This is a genomic window from Marinomonas spartinae (genome assembly GCF_900089775.1).
GTDB classification, from domain to species: Bacteria; Pseudomonadota; Gammaproteobacteria; order Pseudomonadales; family Marinomonadaceae; genus Marinomonas; species Marinomonas spartinae.
The window spans coordinates 1-17,198 of record NZ_FLOB01000024.1 but is presented as its reverse complement, the minus strand read 5'-3'; the positions used below and the strand labels follow the sequence as shown (position 1 = coordinate 17,198).

Below are 17,198 nucleotides of genomic sequence, written 5' to 3'. Positions count from 1 at the left end.
GAAGAAGAACGACGGGTATAGGGTTTGGTCATGGGTTGGACTCCGTTATCGGTGATGAGATGAAAACGGAGTCCAGTTTAGAGTGCGAAAAGATGGGATGAAATAACGGCGTAGAATGAACGCTTACCCTAGAAAAGTGGTTTTCGTTTATCTCTGTATTGACTGGCTTACTGTTTTAGCCAGCGATTTCAATAGGATATTTAGGACCGACGGTTAGAATCAGTGGACTCGATACTGATAGTAAATTTCTCCACGATGCCTTTAAGTCCAGACGACATCTCTGTTAATTTCTGAGAAGTACCAGCCCCCTCTTCGGCTTCTGATGTTGTTTCAACATTTTTAGCCGCGATACGGTTTAAATTGTTACTCGTATCATCAATGGTTCTAGCCTGCTCATCGGACGCAATGGCAATATTCCCCATCAAATTGCAGACCACTTCAATAGAATCCACTATTTCTTTAAGGCTCTCAGACGAGTTTTCAGAAACTTCTGCACCGACTTGCGTTTTTTCAACCACTACTTCAATTAATCTAGCGGTTTCATTTGCCGCTTTTGTACTTTGTGCGGCCAAAGCACGAACTTCATCGGCAACCACAGCAAAACCTCTGCCAGCTTCGCCCGCTCTAGCGGCCTCAATCGCCGCATTCAAGGCTAACAGATTGGTTTGATTTGCAATGTCTTCTATCGCAGAAAGAATAGAAGAAATGTTGCTGCTAGCCTCTCTGATATCATTCATTGCTGACACGGTTTTACCCACAAGGTCACTACCAATCGTAGCCGACTGCTGCGCTTTTTTACCCAGCTCATCAGCCTCCTTAGCCGTATTAGCCGTAATCTTGACTTGCTCATTTACCTCAACAATCGCCGCTGAAATCGACTGTATTGATTGTTCAGAACTTGCCGTGTTAGACAATATTGTTTCACTAGAAAGCATGACCTTATTACTTTGCTCAACGATGCTATTGGTATACCCCGAAATATCAGTAACGATACTTTTCAGATCAGCGTTTGTTTTAATCAGCGCATTAGTGATGACATCTTGTTGGCCTTTAGAGGTTAAATTACTTGTCAAATCACCTTCTGATATTTTTTCTAAACTACTAACAAAAACCGTTTCCAGCTCATCTGCAAAGTTATCTAACGAGGACGCCATATCTCCAAGTTCATCTGAGCGTTTTATGTTTGTTCTCTTGCGAACATTGCCACTTGCCAACTGGTTAACAATCTCAGTCATTTTAAGAATAGGATTGGTAATAGAGCGGCTCAATATTATACCTATTACAATAATGATGACGGCAGTAATCAATATTGAAAAGATGATTGCCCATTTTATTTCACTCACCGATGCGAAAGCTTCATCACGTGACTTTTCTGCTACAATAGCCCATGTCGCTCCCTCAAATTTTATTGGTGCATAGGCAGATAACACTTCACGCCCTAAATAACTGTCAATCAGTTTTGAGCCTGTCTCACCTGACAAAGCTGCGTTGATTGCTACACTCTTTGCTTTATTGCTTTCTGGATTGGCAAATACATTAATAACAGAATAACGTTTACTATCCAAATAAGAGTTGGAGCGCATTAAATGGTCTTTTCCAACAAGGTAGATTTCACCTGTTTTTCCAAGCCCTGAACGCTGAGACATAATTTTATTAATTACATCACCAGAAAGCTCTAACATCACGACAGAAACAACATCACCACGTAAATTAAACACAGGCGCACCAATAAAGAATCTCGGACTATTACTTCTATGGCTATAGGGTGTAAAGTCCTGAAACGCCACACGTTTTGTTTCTAATACTTTTCTCCATAGTAATGAGACTGGGTTTTTATCATCAAAGCTCTTTTTAAGGTTCGAACCAAGCTCTTTACCTTTTTTCACACTATAGATAATATGTCCTTTATCAGCAGAGATTAATAAAAGATCACGATATCCTAGAACATCTACATATTTTAATAAATTTTCACTTCGCTCTTTCCAAATACCTTTATAGTCTATATTATCGACGCCAAATTTATCATTTTCAGAATTAACTTCTTCTAGTTCTTGATAGACTTGAAGCGCACGGTATAAGTCATATATATCTCTACTATTTGATAGAATAGAAATGTCTTTTTTGGCACCATTAAGATAACTTTCTATTTGATTTTCCTTAACATCCCGTGAACTTACCAACTGTTCCAATGCATCAGTTTCCAAGGCTTCACTTGATTTCATTAATGAAATGATAGCAACAACCACAACGGGCAATATTCCTATTAGAGAAAAAGCAATGATCAACTGGCTTCTTAGTTTTAATTTTATTTTCATATTACAATCTCGATAAAAAGGATCATTTAAATATTTAAGCTAGTAATTACACATCTTAATTATTGTTTTATCGACCAGTGATCATCACTCACCCCAATTTCCCATAACGGCAGAGAAGCCATTGGTAATGGGGTGTAAGAAACCTTCTTATTGACTGCAACAACCTTGTTAGGAGCTGGTACAACAAGCATATACGCATTTTTGTAAACATGATTAATCATTTTTGTTAGAACGTCACTGAATTTTGGCGTATTAGCAGTGGCTTTAAACATTTCATCAATATACTTACCCATCTGAGGATCTGCTGGCATCGTACTCCAAACACTATTTGGTTGATAAACAAAGGTTGCCGCCCATGGATGATTGAAGTACCAATCATCATCTCCCCACACAATCAAATCCCACGACTTTGTATTCTTTCCCGAATTGGTAGACAAAATTTGTCCAAAAATGGTCGTTTCATCAACAATTTCATAATCAAGCTTTACACCAACCTTACGCAAGTCTCGATCTAATGAACGCCAAAGAAACATGAACTTCTGCTGAGTTAACACTTTAAGTTCAAGCCCATCTAAAATACTCTTTAGTTCCTGACGTATCTCTTTTGGTGATTCCACTTCTGAATAGGCCTTTATATTTTTTACTGCATCTTTAACCCCAGGAAAGTTAGGTGAAGCTAATGTAGGCTTTATTTGGCCATAACCAGAGAATGCATAAGTTAATAGCTGCTGTTGATCTATTGCTCTATTTAAAGCAAGACGAACTTTTTTATCTTTTAGTTTTTCATTACCATTAATCATATTTATGTGAATGGCGATATTATCTGTTGATGGCCCTGTCACCAATTTGGCATAAGGAGAAGAGCTAACCAGCTGAACGTCAGAAAATGCGATGGGCATAATATCCAGATAGCCTTCAGACTCAACAACATCAGACAATGCGACCTTTGGATCTAGTTTTGTGTAAATAGTAAACTTTTCCACTTTCACTAAATCTTTATCATAATAATAGGAGTTAGCAGTTAATACTGCTTTATCTGTTTTCCTATCGCCTTCTATATAACCTTCACTAAGAATATAAGGCCCTAATCCATAAGGTCCAGCTTCAGCTAAATTCGGGCAAGTCGCTTTACCGTTCCAGCCAAATTTTTCAAGATATTTTGAAGTATAAAATTGAATCCAGATGACATCATTCAGAAATGTACCGTATTTCTCTTTTAGATAGAACCTTACAGTATAATCATCAACTTTTTCTGTATGATCATACACAGCATTAATTTTACTAAATAAAAACGGTTTCTTTTTAAAGTACTCCATATTTTCAATGACGGAGTCTGCATTAAAAGGTGTTCCATCTTGAAATTGAACACCTTGACGTAGCTTAAATTCATAGACGGTATCGCTAATTTGTGAATGGGATGTCGCCATATAATATTCCCAACCAAGTTCATTATTAGCAGGTCTTAAAAGCGAGCCATTAACAGCATGGGATGTGTAAAGATAAGGAAGGCTTGAGACATATATTTTAACATGGGAACCTTTCACTGGTGCTGCACCAGCCATAGGTATAAAAGATAAAACTGAAAAAACAACAAGTAATGATACTATATTACGCAAAAACGAACTACACATATACTTCTCCAAAATTCAGCAATGTAGAGCAAATGCTTAATTAGCTTTTTTCATTCACCTAACATTATTAATAAAGATTGGACCAAACAAATAGGTCCGGCTTTTTAATCAACTATGATGTTTAAGAAGATGCGTAGTCCTGTTCACTATCTAGCTCATCATATGTATAAAGTCATCATTGACTTGACGTACCTATATGGCGATAACTAGGCTCAATACTTCAAGCATGTCATGGTTTTTATCTATTCCTATTCAGTTATGAAAAGCATAGCAGTTGTTTTTGGGAGTGCAAAAATAATATGTTGCTGTTAATGAAAAATTACATAAAGTTCTCTATAGTAGGTTTTTATTACTCTATGACACCAAAGGTTTACTCTGATTACCAGCCCCCTATTCACCAGAGCTTTAAGCTAGGTCTCCAGTACTAGGAGTTTACGAATGTAATTAATTGTGCACTCTCTTGGGATAGCACTTTTGAACTCTCTAGATTGTTTTATCTATTTTAATTGCCCTGGGTACTTAAGACCTCAACAACGGACAGCTTTAGCATAGATGTGTATTTGAGGAGTGTAGGCCCACCTTCCAGCAGTAGAAATAATAGGCTTACAGAAACTGAGAGAACTGGATTTTTCCAGAGAATTCGCATTTGCCAGTTACTAAGACAAGCCTTAACGACTTACGACAAGCATTCTTGCCTATCTCTTGATCACTAAATCTACAAAACACAAAAACTGGGCGACATCGTGCACTTGACTTGCTCCGACTCATTAATGATGAAGAACATACCAAACAAGACAAGCTTTATATTGATCAGGATGTTTTAGACCATTTTTTGATAACACTTTCTAACTGTGGGAAGCTAATAGGTTTGCCGACAAAATCACACATTCCAGCCTCTGCACATCGTATTTTGTCATCCTCAAAGACATTCGCCGTTAGAGCAATAATGGGTACATCACGGTAGTCATTCATTTTTTTAATTTCAATGGTTGCTTGAAGTCCATCTTTTATTGGCATTTGCATGTCCATAAAAATAAGATCAAAGACATGATTTTCACATAAATTAACTGCCTGATCACCGTCTTCGGCCACAATAACTGAAGCAATTTTCAGGTTAGAAAGAAAGCCTCTCATGACAACTTGATTGGTTTTATTATCTTCTGCCACCAATATATTAAAATTAGAATAATCGATGTTTTCTGATTGGTTTTCATTTTTTTCCGGTTGTATTTTTGGTGTTTCAATAATCCCCTTTTCTGTCTCGATTTCAAAGAAAAATCGCGACCCTTTTTTCTCTTCACTTTCTACTTTAAGCTCAGCTCCCATTAGATGAAGCAACTTACTAGTGATGGTGAGACCAAGACCTGTACCACCAAATTTTCGAGTAATGGATGTATCTGCCTGAGAGAAGGCATCAAATAGCTTTTCTATATTATTTGGCTCAATACCTATACCCGTATCCGTCACACTAAATAATAAGACTAACCTCTTACCCAAATCGACTTTGATACGGGCAGTAAGAGTAACTTCTCCTTGATCTGTAAATTTAATCGCATTACCCAGCAAATTCATCAAAATTTGCCGAATCCTTGTTTCATCACCTAAAAAGACTATTTCTTCATTTATGGGAAAAGTTTGGACAGATAATCTGATCCCCTTAGTGTTAGCTTGACCTTGAAATAAAACCTCTAGGCTTTTTAATAAAGCATTCAGATCTATCGGGCGTTTTTCAAGCTCAATTTTATCGGCTTCAATTTTACTTAAGTCTAAAATATCATTTATTATCACTAGTAAGCTTTCACCTGATGAGGTAATAATATCAAGCATCTCCTTTTGCGGGGCTGCTAAATTGGTATTAGATAATTGTATTGCCATACCTAAAATGCCATTCATAGGTGTGCGAATTTCGTGGCTCATATTCGCTAAAAATTCAGACTTTACTTTTGAGGTGCGTTCAGCCGCTTGCTTTTCTTTCTCTAAGTCTTTACTCATATCTCGGAATCGGCTTGCAGCCTGAGCGAGTACGCCTATTTCATCTGCTCGATGAGTATGATTGATCGGTGCTGACAGATCACCACTAAGAAAACGACTAAAGCTAATAGTCAGTCGAGTAATAGCTTTGGTGATATAGAGATGGAAGAAAAAAGCGAGAAAAATCAAATACAAAATAATAGCAATACCTAGTAGATTTAGAATATTCTCTGTCGTTGATATGCTCTCATGCCCCCGCTCTTTTATTTTTTTTAAACGAGAGAGAGAATGCTCTCTTAGCATATTGGCTAAGTTACCAAATTCAATTGCATTCCCCGCCATGACAACATTCACGAGATTAAAGTAATTACGGTTAACTTGTATACTTTTGATGAAAGACTTTTGATAATCTTTCGCTAATTTTTGTAATTTTATCGATACCTCACTTTGGTTTATTAAATGAATCGATGTCATTTTTCTCAATATAGTATTGACTTCCTGTCTTTTGTAATAGTCTTTTTTGGACAAAAACAACCAAGCATTACGGTGTAAGGTATGCCAGTTATTCGTTAATTCTACAATTTTTAATTTCTCCCTTACGTTAGAAGTATTTTGTTCCAGAACATAAAGTTCCTTGATAGCCGATTGATAGATATTTTCTAATACAACATCGATTAACGATGACCTAGATTTATAAAGCGATGATAAATCTTTTAGATTGCCACCTAATTGCGCAACCAATTTTGATAGTGATTCAATATATTGGTGTTCTTCATTTAAAATATCACTATCGGATAAAGCATTTAACCGTACTTTTATATCTCTAAAACTTTCTTTTATTTTATCAAATACCGCATCACTACCCGATAAACTATAAACGGAGACATCTCGTTGCATTTCGATAATATCTTTATTTATACGTATGATGGAGGTGGAGTAGTTACTGATCTCTGTCACATTATCCATTGCTTTTCCAATAGTATCGAGGCGCTGTGCCATGACGATGTAGCTAACTACAAGCGTCACGATAACAAAACTAAAAGCTACAGCAACTTTTGCAGCGATAGAGCGAGCAATAAAAGAAAGCACATCTATTCCTTAGGCATTTAACAACTCATACCACTTATCTAAACTATAATCATAGTTTTGCATGACCGTATTCCACACAGCAATATTTGATAAACGCGAAATATAGCTACCACCATGTCTTAGCTCTCCAGCTTTCACCGAAATATTACCATCCGTACCTTTTAAATCCGTGGCAGCCTCTTTGCCTTCATACCAATAATCCCATTCGGCTTTCGACATTAAACTTTTACTGCGTTGCGGGTTGGAAATATAGTAGCCCTGGCGAGCAATAAATGCTCCAGGATAACCAGATAACCACCAATTCATATATCTATAAGCAGCATCTTTTACCTCTTCACTAACACTCGAAGACAAACACATGACGCCATGCCACGCTCGATACCCTTCTTTTGGCGCAGCATAGACAACAGGGATCCCTTGACCTCTACAGGCACTCACAGCGGGAGAAAACATGCTTTGAATAGTGGCTCGTTCCGTTGTCATAAATTCGACAGACTGTGGGACCGATGTCCAAAAGCCGGAGAAATAGCCTTGTCGCTTTTTCATTAATAGGATTTCAAATAACTGATCTATTTCAGCAATGGTCATATTACCAATATCACGAAACGTCATCAGACCTTGAGCTTGCGCTGCCAATGCGGCATCAAAGATCCCAATCGTCGGCGCATTAATGAGCGCCACTTTTCCTTTGTTACGTTCGTCTAATAGCCACGACCAAGACTCTGTTTCATAGGCAATCCCTTCAGGGATATGTCGAGTGTTGTACCCAAACGAATCCACATTATGGACATAAGGCATAAAACTTAACTGTTTGGTAGGATTAGAGCCTAAGGAGCCATCTGACTGGACATAGATGATCTTATTCGGCGCATCTCCAGCACCTATATGGGAATCCTTCGTTAACTGACCTGTTTTAGTTAGATTGTTAACTTCATCCCAGTATATCAATCGCTCCGTTTCAAGGGGCTGAATCGAACCTGCTTGCCATAGAATATTGATTGAATCAGACCAGTGTTCATACAAATCAAAAGAACTAGGATCAGATGAAGCTTTTTGCAACAAAGCAGCATCACCCATGGGAGTGAACACTAGGTCAATGCCTAGTTCTTTCATGGCCCTTTGACGAAGCTCTTCTTGTAACGTGACATGAGTTCCCATCACTCTCAAGGTTATGTTCTTCTTTGAGTATACATAGGGCGCTTTAAGTGCAACGGTCGACAGTGCAACACCAGCACCTAGCGTACGCAAGAAGCTTCGTCGATTGATTAAATCACTCATAATGGCTTGTCCTATCTCCGTTCATATTGTCACGAAAGTATAGACTGGAAAATCAAAAAATGTTTAAGGAATAGGCAAATAAGTGCTAGCCACGAAATGATTACCCATTAACTCTTAGGACCTTCGCTTGGCCACATCAACTCACTGGTATGGACTCATTGACCACCCATTAATTTTTTTATCGAAATCAAAAAGAATAAAGCCAATAAATCTCTCTTCATCATAGATACCTAAGGGATACAAATCTGGCTCATACGCCGCTTCAACTAAAGAAACAATGTTAGGTGCTACGTAATCCTGTTGATCTGAACTAACTTTCAAATCAATACATTCTTGATAATTTGTTCGGTCTATTTCTTTTAATTGAACATTCATTCTCTACTTCCATTTGAATAATTTTTTGGTGATGCTCAATTCAAAGCTGTAGAACGCTAAGCTCAGCCGTGCGCTTTAGCGCATCGACTGGAGCGTTTTGTTAGGCAATTGTGCCAGCATGAGCTGCCACAACTTGCCAATGACCGTTTGATAATTGTGCCCAAACACGTGTGAATCGGAAGTCACCACCAGCAGGTTGACCAGCATAGGTTCCGGAAAGCTGGACCCGCACTGTAACAACGGCCGCGTCATCTCCGACCAACTTAATTTGCTGTTCCGAAGGTTCCAGTTTAGAAATGGTGAGAGCACCCGATTCATGGGCCGAAAGATCAGCCTCTTTGCCCAAGCACTGACCAAGGTGGTTTGTGAAAATGAGACTTGGAGAAAGAAGCTTATCCAAAGCTTCAACATCTGAGGAAAGAATAGCTTGGCGCAACTGCTCTTCCGCCTTTTCTATCTCAATGTTGCTATCCATAGTATTCTCTCGTGTTTTTGCTAACTACTAAGCGGTTATACAGTGGCGAAGCCATAGCTATAACCGTCTGTTGAACAGCCGCGTTATCTATAGGGGATTTGCTTTTTCAGAATGGGCGACGTCCCTGTTAATATCGCAGTGCTTTTTCTCCCTTACTAAGGGAGATTCCCAAAATTTAGGCGGGATTTACGTTTATTTTTTATCACGGTATGACTCTTTTTACTCGAATCCTAAGCATTAGGCAATACTCGATACTTAGACTCCATGACCTGATCCGTTTTCAAGGTAATGTATTTATGCCTGCGTCTGTTAACGACTATTTAAGCCTAACTGAGGGGAATATTTTATCTCTCCAAGATAAACCACATTAGATTCACCACACACGGAGCAGAGACACCTCATTTTTCGTTGTCTCTGCGCTTACCGCTATTTCAATGACGCCAAAGACGCTCGCCAACTTTTACAGAAAGAATTTACGCATTAAGTTCGCAATCGAACCTACAAAACAAGAAGTGATGCTCGTTCAGAGATTTTTGATTATATCGAATGTTTTTATAATCCAAAGCGACACCATGGATCAAATGATGGATTATCGCCACAGCAATATGAAAAGCAATACTTTACGGAGCTAGAAACTGTCTAGGAAACTGGATACATACCAGCTCTCAATGTTTTGTGACACTTCCATAAGATTGCTAGTGAATATCTATTTTCAGATAATACTTTTTGCAAACTCTAGCAAACTGCTATACATACCTTCTAGATTCTTATTGGATAGTCTTCGATTTAACCATATGGAATTCCAATTTAATTGTTTTGATGCAAGATAGTCATTTTCGTAATCATCGCCAACATACCAACATTCATCAGCTGAAACACCGGCTAATTTATTAGCATATTCAAATATTTTTGGGCTTGGCTTTGCCTCACCAACATCTGCGGGCGTAACAACGAAAGAAAAATAATGATCTATACGTAATTTTTTTAATTTCGACTTTTGTTGATTGAGATCCCCATTTGTAATAATACCCAACTTTTTATAACGAAGGATATCTAAGGCCTCAATGCAATCAGGAAACAACTGCCATGAGCTTTGATAAAAAGAGTAGTATTCACTAAATAATAAATCCGCTTCTTTATCACTCTTGACGCCATGAATTACTGCCTTTATTCTTTCGCGCCGTTGTTCTTGAAAAGTTAATTCGCCTAACAAATATCTTTTCATGTGCTCACGAGCTACAGTATCCCAAACTTTGACGAAATCAGACTTCTCTGGAATCAATCGATCAGAGAACATGTCACAAAATTTACTGGCTGCTATATCCTGTGACGTTTTATAGTCAAACAACGTATCATCAATATCAAAAAAGATCATAAAAAATATTCCAGAAGTATAACTCCGACAGCTCGCGCATCCTTAAAATAAAGGCAAAGCCGCAATGTAGTAGCCACCGCCGTGATTGGTATGACTATGTGGAAACCTTAAATTCGGTTTTTTCGAGACACCCATATTAAATACCTATCTACATCATACAAAACTATCTTCTTCGCAGAAAGAATTTATATGGAATTCATCTTTTATCGTTTCGTTAAGGGATAACTAACTGATAAAAAAGGCTGGTTATTGGATTTTTGGGCGAGTAAATTTACCAATACATGATTAGTATATAAAGAAAGGCTATGAATGCTGGAGTGAAGCTAAGCGAGTAGTCGGTTATGACTGGATCTTGGCTTTCTATTTAGTTTGTTTGAATCACAATAATGCACAATAGATTGTTCGGCACCAACAACAGTACCGGTTCTTGCGCCAAATTCTGTGGCGATACGAAGCCAATTTTCTGAGGATATATTGAGTCGTTGAAGAATCGGCAACAGAGAGGCATCTATTGAACCTCGCTTATCTTCTCGGATGATTCGCCCAGTTATATCAACCAATTCAAGGTAATCTGATAATTCAAAAGGTAGGCCATCCGGCATGTTTTCTCTGGGGTTACAGACAAAAGGATAAAGCAATTTTGGTTGCTTTTGATGTTTAGCAGCGACCACACGTTTTTTAACACTAGTAAATTCCGAAGCTTCAGGCGTTTCACTTATTTTTGCCCTTAACGGATTAAGATCAACATAAGCCATACAAGCCGCTAATGCGGCTTCATCAAGTAACGCTTGAGACTTAAATCGTCCTTCCCACTAATTTTGTAAAAATTTGAACCGCTTTAGCGGGCCCGAAGGGTGAGCGAGTGAAACGATGCGAATAGTATCGACCAGTGCAGTTGTCTTCAAAATTTGCCTGTCGAGCAATTGGCTCATTAAGCTCTTTCATGAACCAGCTAATGTCCATAAGGCGGCTTCTATAAGCTTCAGCAGACACTTCTACCAAAGCCATTGCATAGTCTGGCAATGATTCCCCCTCTTACATATTGCTGTGTAAACAAGGTGCCTTTATGTAACTTATGCCACCTTTGCAGAACCTCTAATGTAGACCACTTCGCTGCTTTTTCTGCATTGATATGCAACACCACATGAAGGTGGTTACTCATTACCGCATAGGCACAAACATCAATAGCAAAGACACTGGCTAAGAATAACAAACGCTCTTCAACCCAGCCACGGCGGTGCTCAAAGCTTGCACCAGAAACCGGATCTTCTCCACATAAAAACGCCCTACGAACACAGCGTACTCTCTACAAAGGAAAGTACAATGACAGTAAGGCGTATCTTGTAAACTAACTTGCTGACTTCTGGCTCTTGGCATGACGAAACCTCTCTTCCATAAGAAATATACTGGTTAAATATACAGTATAGAGAAGAATCGTCAAGTTACGATGGGGGTCCCATTATGTATGTATGCTTGTTAGCACTAAAACTTGTTACGAAAATCTTCAGCAATATCCGCTAAACCAAGCATAAACATATTATCTCGGTACTTTGCGTGAGCACCATTTACGAGTGTAATTAAGAGGTAACAGTCTTTGTGGAAGTATCCTTGGCAATAAACCAAATGAGTGTCGCTCGTCCGGTCAAACTGAAGAACTCTTACACCCCATGGTTTCCGCTCATTCAAATGCACATGCATTAAACCGGCAGCTTTTACAGATGCTGGTCTATTGAAACTTACATCCCGGCCAAAGTAGTCTAAATTATCACCATTTTCTTTGTAATCTTTGAACTTTGAAACTATTAGCTGCAGCTCAGAATCGTTTAAGCCTTCACTAATTAATTTACTTGTGAAAACTCTTACTCCCATTCTGTAAACTCCTGTATAGATGGTTTTGAGCTTTTTACTTTTTGTTCTTGTATCGCAGCAACAATGGTTCTCTCAAGTTTATCGATCCCCTTAGCATCCGATACTTTATCAAGTTCTAACTTTTTCTTCTTTAATACAATATTCCGTTTTTTATCCATGGCAATTAGTTCTCCCTGATTTCGTAACGCGCCACTTCTACATCTTCAAATCTAGCTACTTCATTCATTGATTCTTCAAGATAATCTGCTTTAATGATTGTTGAAATCAGGCTATTAAGATCAAAATCACACTCATTTAAAAAGCAAAAGAAAGAAAATAATGGATTAGTTTCACCAACAGAATGAAAAGTATATTGCTCAATAATGCTCGGCAATCTGGATAGAACTTTTTCAACAACTATATATGAGTTATCACCCTCTCCATATACATGAACAACTAAGTCATCTTCTCTATGGACTCTTTCCTCACCAGAAAGAAAACCCATCCAATCTGTTAACGTTTTTAGGGCCATCTATGCCTCCTATACTTGAATGTTAATTTTTAGTGCTAACGCCCAGCTAAACCGCCGGAACGAAGTTGTTTGTTTTGTGCGAGCGTAGCGGAAAAGCACAAAACAAACAACGCAGTGGAGGTCGGCTTGAGCTGTTTGTTAAATACAGAATTACTCATATATTTTTCCGCAATACAAAAACACTGCGAATTGCTTCCATTTATTAGACTGAAGATCTGAATCTTGCCTAATACCAAAATCAGAATCTTCCACCCAAGCAATAGCTGACTCCAAGAAACCAGCGATATCGTTGTTTGCCCAATCGCCAGCACAACCAACCTCATCGACAGGCTTTTCTTCATGAACCTCACGGTCTTTCATCAGCGCTTTCGCAAAGTCCAAGAAACTTTTTTCATCTTTGACTTCATCTAGGATTTCGTGCAGTTCTTTCATTTCCGCCTTGAGCATTTAACACTTACACCATTGGTGCGGTCTTTTCGCGTCCATTGCCTGTACTTGTTCTGTGTTTTCTAGCCACTTTTTAGCAATCAATTCAACTAAATTCTCTTCTACCCACTTGCCATTTTTAAGGAAGCCTTCAGGAAGGTATTTAACGAATTCAAATCCGTTGTTACGCAAAACTGACTGGCTCGCCTTATTCCATAGAGCGTAACATGCCTGAATAGCGTTGGCTTTCAGCTGCGTAAAACCAAACTCAATTATTAATTGAACTGCCTCTGACATATACCCATTACCCTGATGTTCTGGGTGTATCCAAAACCCAATATCCCACACACCAAGCGCATCTGTTTTACGAATCGTTATTCGTCCTAAAAAATCAGCCTTTTCTATAGTTTCAATTGTAAAGCAGTAGCCTTTCCCCTCCCTCCAAGCTTTTACATTGTTCTTAAACGGCTCGACCAATTGCATTTCGCTTTCAGGCGGGCTCCATAGCATTCCATCCGTAAAACCTTCATATCTAGAAGCAGAAAAAATGTAAGGAATATCACTCTCTTCGATGTATCGGAGGGAGCAGCGCTTCGAATTTAGCCTAATGTCAGTATCTATTTCCATACTCTACTCAGAACTACTAAGCGGTTATACAGTGGCGAAGCCATGGCTATAACCGTCTGTTGAACGGCCGCGTTATTTATAGGGGATTTGATTTTTCAGAATTGGCGACGTCCCTGTTAATATCGCAGTGCTTTTTCTCCCTTACTAAGGGATATTCCCAAAATTTAGGCGGGATTTATGTTTATTTTTTATCACGGTATGACTCTTTTTACTCGAATCCTAAGCATTAGGCAATACTCGATCCTCAGGCTCCATGACCTGATCCGCTTTCAAGGCAATGTATTTATGCCTGCGTCTGTTAACTACTATTCAAGCCCAACTGAGGGGAATATTTTATCTCCCCAAGATAAACCACATTAGATTCACCACACACGGAGCAGAGACACCTCATTTTTCGTGTCTCTGCGCTTACCGTCTTGCTATTTCAAGGACGCCAAATATGCTCGCCAGCCTTTAAGATGGGTGATGTCTTGTGCGTCTTCGATGCCGTAAGGTTCACAGATAAACCCTGCCACTTGGCTGCCGTCGGCGAGTGTTATTTTGCCGATGCCGAGGGGCGCGGGGATGCCTGCGACAAAGCTGCCGAAGTGTTGTGTTGGCACAGACCAAACTTCCACGTCGATGGTGTCACCATTGTCTTTATCGAGTATCAATCCTGGACGAAGCGGTGGCCCACCAGCCAATGCATACATACGATAATTCGGGGCTGTGGTGGTTTTGGCTTTTAAGGTGGCGCCACGTTCCGTTAGTTGCCAGTTAAGTGGCTGGCCTGCTAAATGCGCGCCGCAGACCATGACGTCGATGGTTTTCGGGGTGCTCACAGAGGTTATGTTGTTTGGCGTTGCCACAACCTCTAAAAGTTACGATGGGTGTCCCATTAAGTTGGTTCTTGCGCCAAATTCTGTGGCGATACAAAGCCAATTTTCTGAGGATATATTGATTTTGCGAGACACCCATATTAAATAATATGAATGCCAAGTTACGATGGGTGTCCCATTAAGTTTTATAGAGCTTTCAAATTTCCTCCTTAAAACATAACGTCCGCATAACGGGCAAAAATACGTAGGCTACAATACCAAGCGAAGCGCAGGGAGCCTACATGTTTTTGTCCTTAGCGAGCGCAGCGAGTGTTAATGCGTTTGTTATAAGCTAACCTCAAAAAATGAAATAATGCTTTTGAAACGTTGATAACACTGAATATAAAGAATGCTACTGACCGCTTTCTACCATTTCTTTGATAATACGAGCTTTAACAAAATGGTCTAGTTGGTGCTTTTGTATCCACCAAGTTGCGGCTTCCATGAGCAATTCCGGATTTTCATTTTTATTAGAAAAGAATGCATAGAAAGACAATCCGACATTGTCGCCTTTTGATGAAATCTTTGAATCGCAAACTTGTATAATTTTTTCCCTAAGAGATTGTCTCATTGAAAATGCCTAACTCCTTTTGGCTTATAACGCCGCATTAAGGTGTGAGCGACGCTTGGCTATACTTGAGCGAAGCGAAACTGCCAAGCGTTGCGAATCACTCTTAAATGCTTTGTTATATGCCTGTTTTCGAATAAACGGCCGTGCCACTCAGTTCACCAGACGGCAATCTTCGGTCGTTACGTAAAATTCCTTCAAAAGCATACCCGCCTCGCTCTGCTACCATTCGACTTTTCAAATTCTGTTCTGCAGCTTTGATTTCAACTCGGTTAGCGTTTAGCTCATTAAACGCGTATGACTCTATTGCTTTCACTGCTTCAGAAATGAAACCATTGCCAACACTTGAACTGCGCATCCAATAACCAATTTCAAAAAACGGTACTGATTTATCGCGAATAATTAACCCTATTGCACCAAGAAAGCGCCCTGTACTTTTTTCTATGATTGAATAACGTAACTCACCTTCAAAATTCTCAAAGTTATTGATGGCTTGTTGCGTGTTTTCAATTGATTCAGCTTCTGTTAATGCATATGGAACCCAAGGAAGGTAGGCACCAAGTTCATCTTGGCTTTCCAGTATCGCTTCAAGCATCAGAGGTTGATACTCCATTGAAGGGGGTAGTAGTTTAAGTCTATCTGTTTCCATATTTACCAATATCCAATTAAGGCTTATAACGCTTAAAGCATAGGCGTGGCTTTTTCGCGTCCCTTGCCTTTACTTGTTGCTTTTGACTTGATGTAAGCTTCAACGACATCAAATCCTGGCTTCTTAGTCAGAACTGTTTTCTCAATATTACGACAGTAATTACCAATAGCCATTGGAGAAGTTGCGTCTATGAAACTAACCCCTTCATGCCCACCTGATAGCAACGATTCAAAGTATTCACGTTGAGGCTCTATCAAGCGAAAGTGCATATCAAAGTTACTCCTCTTTCGACTCTTATCGTTATCTTTCCTAGCTCGCAATTCATCAATACCTACATGCAATAAAACGTATGCATCGGGAAAATCTAGTAGGCCTTGCAGAAATGCTTTTGAATAAAAGTCTAAAACCTCATTCACAGGCTGAAAATTCAGATCATCGAATATCCAGTTGTACCAAACTGGCTGCAAATGATCTCCATCCAAAATGGCTACTTTTCCTAACTCTGACTCTGTTTTCGCTAACTCCCAGCGCTTTACTTGCATCCGGAAATACCAATCATCAGGCTCATTGGATGAACGCTCAAACAACTCATTCACTTCAGGTATCCGGACATATCCATACTCACTTTCCATAAATTTGGAAGCAGTACTCTTGCCAACTCCACTAGCGCCTTCGAGACATATTATGGTCATTTAACTTCCTTGAAAGTAACGCCTGCCAGCAATGGCGAGTGAAACGAGTCCAGCCAGCTTGCTGGCGAATTGGCTGGCTTTGTTATGCACTTATAATATGCCTATCAAAGCTGAAGCACCTGCACCAATAAGACTACCAACAGTGCTGTTTTGTAAAAACTCTTTCAGTTTTGATTTGGCCTCAGGATCATCACTTTTAGCGATCTTTTTCGCTAACTCCTGAATGGTGACATTAGTTGTCAATGTATTACTGTTACCAACTTGTACATTTTCGCCATTTATTGATCCAATATTGAAAGTTGAATCACCGTGTTTAGTGACATGAGGCTGTGCAGTTGTGTTTTCGACTTTAAGAGTCAGCATGCGGCGTTTTTCAAGGTAGTTGTCGCCTAAAATAATTAGGCAGCGTCTTTGTGTTGCTCTGGATTTAATTCCACATCACCTATTGGCTGCCAGTTTCTTTCTGCTTTTGACCAACGCTCAGGGCGTT

At 39.2% G+C, this 17,198-nt stretch carries 18 protein-coding genes and 2 pseudogenes; 1 reads left to right on the top strand and 19 read right to left on the bottom strand.

The genetic code is table 11. The features are described 5' to 3' along the window. Positions 1–200: 200 nt before the first annotated feature. The 6 genes from MSP8886_RS21590 to MSP8886_RS21565 all read right to left on the bottom strand — a co-directional run bounded on the left by MSP8886_RS21590 (position 201) and on the right by MSP8886_RS21565 (position 9,134). The gene (locus MSP8886_RS21590) at positions 201–2,315 is read right to left on the bottom strand and encodes a methyl-accepting chemotaxis protein (RefSeq protein ID WP_067021135.1); all 2,115 of its coding nucleotides are present in this window, start codon (positions 2,313–2,315) and stop codon (positions 201–203) included. Positions 2,316–2,374: 59 nt separating this feature from the next. Further along, positions 2,375–3,946 carry an ABC transporter substrate-binding protein gene (locus tag MSP8886_RS21585; protein ID WP_067021132.1) on the bottom strand — a complete coding sequence of 524 codons (1,572 nt, stop codon included), beginning with the start codon at positions 3,944–3,946 and terminating at the stop codon, positions 2,375–2,377. Positions 3,947–4,756: 810 nt separating this feature from the next. Then, positions 4,757–7,006 (bottom strand): ATP-binding protein, encoded by a 2,250-nt coding sequence (locus MSP8886_RS21580; RefSeq protein ID WP_067021129.1) that lies wholly within the window; start codon positions 7,004–7,006, stop codon positions 4,757–4,759. Positions 7,007–7,015: 9 nt separating this feature from the next. After that, positions 7,016–8,284, bottom strand: coding sequence for an ABC transporter substrate-binding protein (locus MSP8886_RS21575; RefSeq protein WP_067021126.1), 1,269 nt, complete (start codon positions 8,282–8,284; stop codon positions 7,016–7,018). 141 nt (positions 8,285–8,425) lie between these two features. Next, positions 8,426–8,659 (bottom strand): hypothetical protein, encoded by a 234-nt coding sequence (locus MSP8886_RS21570; protein ID WP_067021124.1) that lies wholly within the window; start codon positions 8,657–8,659, stop codon positions 8,426–8,428. 100 nt (positions 8,660–8,759) lie between these two features. Continuing rightward, the gene (locus MSP8886_RS21565; RefSeq protein ID WP_067021121.1) at positions 8,760–9,134 is read right to left on the bottom strand and encodes a nuclear transport factor 2 family protein; all 375 of its coding nucleotides are present in this window, start codon (positions 9,132–9,134) and stop codon (positions 8,760–8,762) included. Between the two features lie 496 nt (positions 9,135–9,630). On the opposite strand from MSP8886_RS21565, the pseudogene MSP8886_RS22640 reads away from it, so the two are divergent. Beyond that, positions 9,631–9,777 (top strand): annotated as a pseudogene (locus tag MSP8886_RS22640) (IS3 family transposase); the annotation flags it as partial. 69 nt (positions 9,778–9,846) lie between these two features. Here MSP8886_RS22640 and MSP8886_RS21560 read toward each other — a convergent pair. The 13 genes and pseudogenes from MSP8886_RS21560 to MSP8886_RS21510 form a co-directional block, all read right to left on the bottom strand. Continuing rightward, a complete protein-coding gene (locus MSP8886_RS21560; protein ID WP_067021118.1) occupies positions 9,847–10,509 on the bottom strand; it encodes an HAD family hydrolase in 663 nt (220 codons plus the stop codon). A 323-nt stretch (positions 10,510–10,832) separates the two neighbouring features. Then, positions 10,833–11,886, bottom strand: a pseudogene (locus MSP8886_RS21555) (transposase). 105 nt (positions 11,887–11,991) lie between these two features. Continuing rightward, a complete protein-coding gene (locus MSP8886_RS21550) occupies positions 11,992–12,378 on the bottom strand; it encodes a type II toxin-antitoxin system YafO family toxin (RefSeq protein WP_067021115.1) in 387 nt (128 codons plus the stop codon). Next, the gene (locus tag MSP8886_RS22390; RefSeq protein WP_175365335.1) at positions 12,369–12,536 is read right to left on the bottom strand and encodes a hypothetical protein; all 168 of its coding nucleotides are present in this window, start codon (positions 12,534–12,536) and stop codon (positions 12,369–12,371) included. Before MSP8886_RS22390 ends, MSP8886_RS21550 begins: the two co-directional genes overlap by 10 nt. A 5-nt stretch (positions 12,537–12,541) precedes the next feature. Beyond that, positions 12,542–12,889, bottom strand: coding sequence for a hypothetical protein (locus tag MSP8886_RS21545; protein ID WP_067021112.1), 348 nt, complete (start codon positions 12,887–12,889; stop codon positions 12,542–12,544). 35 nt (positions 12,890–12,924) lie between these two features. After that, complete coding sequence (locus tag MSP8886_RS22745) at positions 12,925–13,047, bottom strand: hypothetical protein (protein ID WP_281197898.1); 123 nt, start codon at positions 13,045–13,047, stop codon at positions 12,925–12,927. Continuing rightward, positions 13,040–13,321: a DUF7660 family protein gene (locus MSP8886_RS21540; protein ID WP_067021138.1), complete on the bottom strand. Its 282-nt coding sequence runs from the start codon at positions 13,319–13,321 to the stop codon at positions 13,040–13,042. The genes MSP8886_RS22745 and MSP8886_RS21540 overlap by 8 nt, the downstream gene beginning before the upstream one ends. Positions 13,322–13,336: 15 nt before the next feature. Then, on the bottom strand, positions 13,337–13,942 hold the full coding sequence (locus MSP8886_RS21535) for a GNAT family N-acetyltransferase (RefSeq protein WP_067021108.1): 606 nt from the start codon (positions 13,940–13,942) through the stop codon (positions 13,337–13,339). A gap of 419 nt (positions 13,943–14,361) precedes the next feature. Continuing rightward, on the bottom strand, positions 14,362–14,790 hold the full coding sequence (locus MSP8886_RS21530; RefSeq protein WP_245659172.1) for an allophanate hydrolase-related protein: 429 nt from the start codon (positions 14,788–14,790) through the stop codon (positions 14,362–14,364). A gap of 361 nt (positions 14,791–15,151) precedes the next feature. After that, positions 15,152–15,370, bottom strand: a complete 219-nt coding sequence (locus MSP8886_RS21525) for a DUF6500 family protein (protein WP_067021102.1) — start codon at positions 15,368–15,370, stop codon at positions 15,152–15,154. Between the two features lie 115 nt (positions 15,371–15,485). Then, positions 15,486–16,016 carry a GNAT family N-acetyltransferase gene (locus tag MSP8886_RS21520; RefSeq protein WP_029388633.1) on the bottom strand — a complete coding sequence of 177 codons (531 nt, stop codon included), beginning with the start codon at positions 16,014–16,016 and terminating at the stop codon, positions 15,486–15,488. A gap of 32 nt (positions 16,017–16,048) precedes the next feature. Then, positions 16,049–16,708, bottom strand: coding sequence for a P-loop NTPase family protein (locus MSP8886_RS21515; RefSeq protein WP_067021099.1), 660 nt, complete (start codon positions 16,706–16,708; stop codon positions 16,049–16,051). 90 nt (positions 16,709–16,798) lie between these two features. Continuing rightward, the gene (locus MSP8886_RS21510; protein ID WP_083201092.1) at positions 16,799–17,071 is read right to left on the bottom strand and encodes a hypothetical protein; all 273 of its coding nucleotides are present in this window, start codon (positions 17,069–17,071) and stop codon (positions 16,799–16,801) included. Positions 17,072–17,198: the final 127 nt, after the last annotated feature.

Excerpts from the sequence above, each read along its gene's own strand:
- MSP8886_RS21590 (WP_067021135.1), bottom strand. The coding sequence starts at position 2,315 with ATGAAAATAAAATTAAAACTAAGAAGCCAGTTGATCATTGCTTTTTCT.
- MSP8886_RS21585 (WP_067021132.1), bottom strand. The coding sequence starts at position 3,946 with ATGTGTAGTTCGTTTTTGCGTAATATAGTATCATTACTTGTTGTTTTT.
- MSP8886_RS21575 (WP_067021126.1), bottom strand. The coding sequence starts at position 8,284 with ATGAGTGATTTAATCAATCGACGAAGCTTCTTGCGTACGCTAGGTGCT.
- MSP8886_RS21570 (WP_067021124.1), bottom strand. The coding sequence starts at position 8,659 with ATGAATGTTCAATTAAAAGAAATAGACCGAACAAATTATCAAGAATGT.
- MSP8886_RS21565 (WP_067021121.1), bottom strand. The coding sequence starts at position 9,134 with ATGGATAGCAACATTGAGATAGAAAAGGCGGAAGAGCAGTTGCGCCAA.
- MSP8886_RS21560 (WP_067021118.1), bottom strand. The coding sequence starts at position 10,509 with ATGATCTTTTTTGATATTGATGATACGTTGTTTGACTATAAAACGTCA.
- MSP8886_RS21550 (WP_067021115.1), bottom strand. The coding sequence starts at position 12,378 with ATGGGAGTAAGAGTTTTCACAAGTAAATTAATTAGTGAAGGCTTAAAC.
- MSP8886_RS22390 (WP_175365335.1), bottom strand. The coding sequence starts at position 12,536 with ATGGATAAAAAACGGAATATTGTATTAAAGAAGAAAAAGTTAGAACTT.
- MSP8886_RS21545 (WP_067021112.1), bottom strand. The coding sequence starts at position 12,889 with ATGGCCCTAAAAACGTTAACAGATTGGATGGGTTTTCTTTCTGGTGAG.
- MSP8886_RS22745 (WP_281197898.1), bottom strand. The coding sequence starts at position 13,047 with ATGAGTAATTCTGTATTTAACAAACAGCTCAAGCCGACCTCCACTGCG.
- MSP8886_RS21540 (WP_067021138.1), bottom strand. The coding sequence starts at position 13,321 with ATGAAAGAACTGCACGAAATCCTAGATGAAGTCAAAGATGAAAAAAGT.
- MSP8886_RS21535 (WP_067021108.1), bottom strand. The coding sequence starts at position 13,942 with ATGGAAATAGATACTGACATTAGGCTAAATTCGAAGCGCTGCTCCCTC.
- MSP8886_RS21525 (WP_067021102.1), bottom strand. The coding sequence starts at position 15,370 with ATGAGACAATCTCTTAGGGAAAAAATTATACAAGTTTGCGATTCAAAG.
- MSP8886_RS21520 (WP_029388633.1), bottom strand. The coding sequence starts at position 16,016 with ATGGAAACAGATAGACTTAAACTACTACCCCCTTCAATGGAGTATCAA.
- MSP8886_RS21515 (WP_067021099.1), bottom strand. The coding sequence starts at position 16,708 with ATGACCATAATATGTCTCGAAGGCGCTAGTGGAGTTGGCAAGAGTACT.
- MSP8886_RS21510 (WP_083201092.1), bottom strand. The coding sequence starts at position 17,071 with ATGCTGACTCTTAAAGTCGAAAACACAACTGCACAGCCTCATGTCACT.